At 43.2% G+C, this 2967-nt stretch carries 2 protein-coding genes and 1 pseudogene; all 3 read right to left on the reverse strand.

Annotation, left to right across the window (positions count from 1 at the left end; all coding sequences use genetic code 11):
• Nucleotides 1–544, reverse strand: a pseudogene (locus Q0X97_RS11740) (RHS repeat family protein); the annotation flags it as partial.
• Nucleotides 545–899: 355 nt separating this feature from the next.
• Nucleotides 900–1718, reverse strand: coding sequence for a hypothetical protein (locus tag Q0X97_RS11745; protein ID WP_302067603.1), 819 nt, complete (start codon nt 1716–1718; stop codon nt 900–902).
• Nucleotides 1719–1734: 16 nt separating this feature from the next.
• Nucleotides 1735–2967, reverse strand: a 1233-nt coding sequence (locus Q0X97_RS11750) for an RHS repeat-associated core domain-containing protein (RefSeq protein WP_302067602.1), incomplete at its 5' end; no start/stop codon positions are given.

Consider the following 2967-nt stretch of genomic DNA (forward strand, 5'->3'; position numbering starts at 1 on the left):
AGCCGACAGCGGGCAGGGCATCGAGCAGCGATACCGACAACAAGCGCAATTTGGGCGCGGCGGCATCGGCGACATTGCCGAAATGCAGGTAGAACACCCGCCCGTTGCCGTCGATAATGTATTGCGGCAGTCCGGTGAGCGGGTGGTAGATAAAACGCTGATGGTTGCCGTTGGCATCTTCCACCGCCACCAACGGCAAGAGGCTGCAACTGTCGCCGTTCGGATCGTCTTCCGATACCGCCAGCGGTGCAAAACGCAACGATACCGAACCGTCCAACGAAGCAATCACATAATGGCCGTCTGAATTCTTGCTGAACCAGATTTGTTCGCTCTCGAACAATACCGGTTCTTCATCGTCTTCGTCTACTTCCGGCAATGGAAACAGCCGCCCCTGATCGTCGATAGCGCCGCCGAGGTCGGCAAACAGAGGGAAAGGAATCGGCGGTACGGTAGGCGGAGCGGGCGGAGGCGGCCAACAGAAATCGGGCACGGTAAAAATCACGCGGAACGAACTGCTCTTACGGGCGATTTTGTTGAGGGCCATGATGGGGTTTTGTGTGGATTAAGGTTAATCAGGTAAAAAACGTGTGCATGCTGTTGGCACGTACCGTACATATTAAATCAGTATGTTATACGGGCTACAGCTTGCTTCTGTGCCTGAAAATTCACCATTTCAGAGCCAGCAGTATCGCTGAACATCAACTCGTTAAAGTTGGAAAGCGGCAGGAAGAAGAGGCTATCTGCAAAAAACAGAAAAGTGTTTTTCAGATAGTCTCAGATTAAGATTAAGTGTTCATTGTCGTAATTGTGTAGGGATGGACAAAGACATTTGTCTGAAGGAGTTCTTCAAACAGTAAATATTTTTGATTAATTTTATAGGCAATCAATATTATTTGATATCAATAGCTTAAATTTTTTGGTATTGATATTGCTGGTCTTAATACTGATGTCCCATCTATTAAATCTCCTGATGGCATTCTCATTGAACACATACACCATACCCATTCTTCATCTTGCCACGGCCAAAAATATGCTCCCCCACCTTTAATAACATATTCCCCGTTCAATATTTCACTATTTTTGCTATGGCTCTTTGAAAATAAATCTGCACACCATTCACCAAAAAATAGGCCACAGATATTATTGCTAATTCTCTTATGAGAAAATTTATTGAAATCAAATGACATCCACCAATCTAAGTCGGATTCTTTAGGTAGTTCATCTCCAAAAGGAAATAGAATATCTCGGCCGTTTTTAACAGCAGCTTCCCACTCTAATTCGCTTAAAAATCTAGCAGATATTTTATCTAATACGCTTATTGCCATCTCTCTAGTTAGAAAAGCAGGGTAATTAAGATTGCTAATATAAAAATCATTCAAAATCATGCTTATATCATGTTCTAGAAGAGGGCTCTCAGATATGGCATAAGAGTGAACATTCACTATTGAGAACGGTGTTAATTCAGAAAGTGTTATTTGCGGAGGAGAATTGATTTTTTTAGCTTTTTCTAGACACTGATCGCTCAATCCGAATCCAATATTATGCTCAAAGATTAATCTATACTTAATATTTAATCTACTTGCATAGATAATACATGGATAATCGTGCTCAATAGTATGTTCATCCAAGTGAAAATTGTTACCCAAGTGAAGCAATAAAGCATTTAGATAACATTTTCTTTCAGGTTTAGATAACAATTTCCATTCACTTAGTTTCATATTAATCTCTATTCGTTTAACAGTCTGATTTATTACATTTTGATTCGAAAGGCCAATCTTGCTCTTGAGTCATATAGACTACTTTAACATCGGGGTTTTTGTTTACAAAATCTTGCATAGCCGCTTGACATCCTCTGCCTCCAGGATTGCATGGATTTTTTTCACCGAGAATAACTAGTACATCACCTGGCTCAACCATGTTTAAAATCTTGTTAAGAATTTTGCGCTCTGTATGTACTTCAAGTTGCTCATTCCAAGTTAATCTTCGCCCAGGTGGTGTATCGCAACCACTTTGAATTAATTCTGCTTCAGTTTTAGGCTTCCCATGTTTGTCAAATAGCTGCCATATAGCCGTATGTTTTAATCCTAAAGGGTCAAGTAATGTTTGGGTATTAGATGCAAATTGATAAAGATTATCTCCACCTATCAGCCCAATCGGATCCTGATTAATAAACCTGCCCGCATCAGATTCATAGTATCTAAAGAAGTTGTAATGCAGCCCCGTTTCACGGTCGCAATACTGGTTCTGCAACCTGAACGGCTGGTGCACTCCAGTAATGTCGTTCTCACTTTTCAGCTTACCCCAACCGTAATAATCCCCAAACCACAACAGCTTACCGTCTTTGTCGGTCATTTCTCTCGGTATGCCGATTTGGTCGCAATGGAAGTAGTTGGTCTGCTGTTGGTTTTTGCCTTCTGCATCCGTCCAATCACGGATTTGCGCCAGCGGTTCGTAAGAACCTTGGTCGGTGTAAATATAGGTGTAGAGGCCGTCTGAATTGTGTTCCTGCAACAGATGGCTGCCGTCCCACAGGAAGGTAATTTCGCTGTCTAAAATATCTTTGCCGTTCGGTGTATTCAGACAGGCATGGTCTGTTGAATGCCTGTCTGAAACTTCGTTAGCGTTCTCCATTTTCAGACGGCCTTTGCTTACCCGTCTGCCCAAAGCATCGTAGCGGTAAGCCCAAGTCTCTTTCGTACCGTCTTTCTTAAAGATTTCCACCTTAACCAATTGGTCGTGCAAATCGTAGAAATAGTTCTGCACTTCGCCGTTTGGCAGTTCGCGGTGAATGAGATTGCCGAACTCGTCATGGTAGTAGCTGGTGCCGTTGTATTCCCGAATGCGGTTGTCAGTTACGGCACCGCTGTGGCCGTCTGAAAGAATATTGTGCGCGGGGTCGAAGGCGAAGCGTTCGTTACCCGCTTGGGTGATTCTGCCGAGTTTGTCGTACTCGAAATGCGTGGTTCC

Origin of the sequence: Neisseria sp. MVDL19-042950, from assembly GCF_030504625.1 — a bacterium.
GTDB lineage: Bacteria > Pseudomonadota > Gammaproteobacteria > Burkholderiales > Neisseriaceae > Neisseria.

Coding starts and splice junctions, on each gene's coding strand:
- Q0X97_RS11745 (WP_302067603.1), bottom strand. CDS start 1,718: ATGAAACTAAGTGAATGGAAATTGTTATCTAAACCTGAAAGAAAATGT.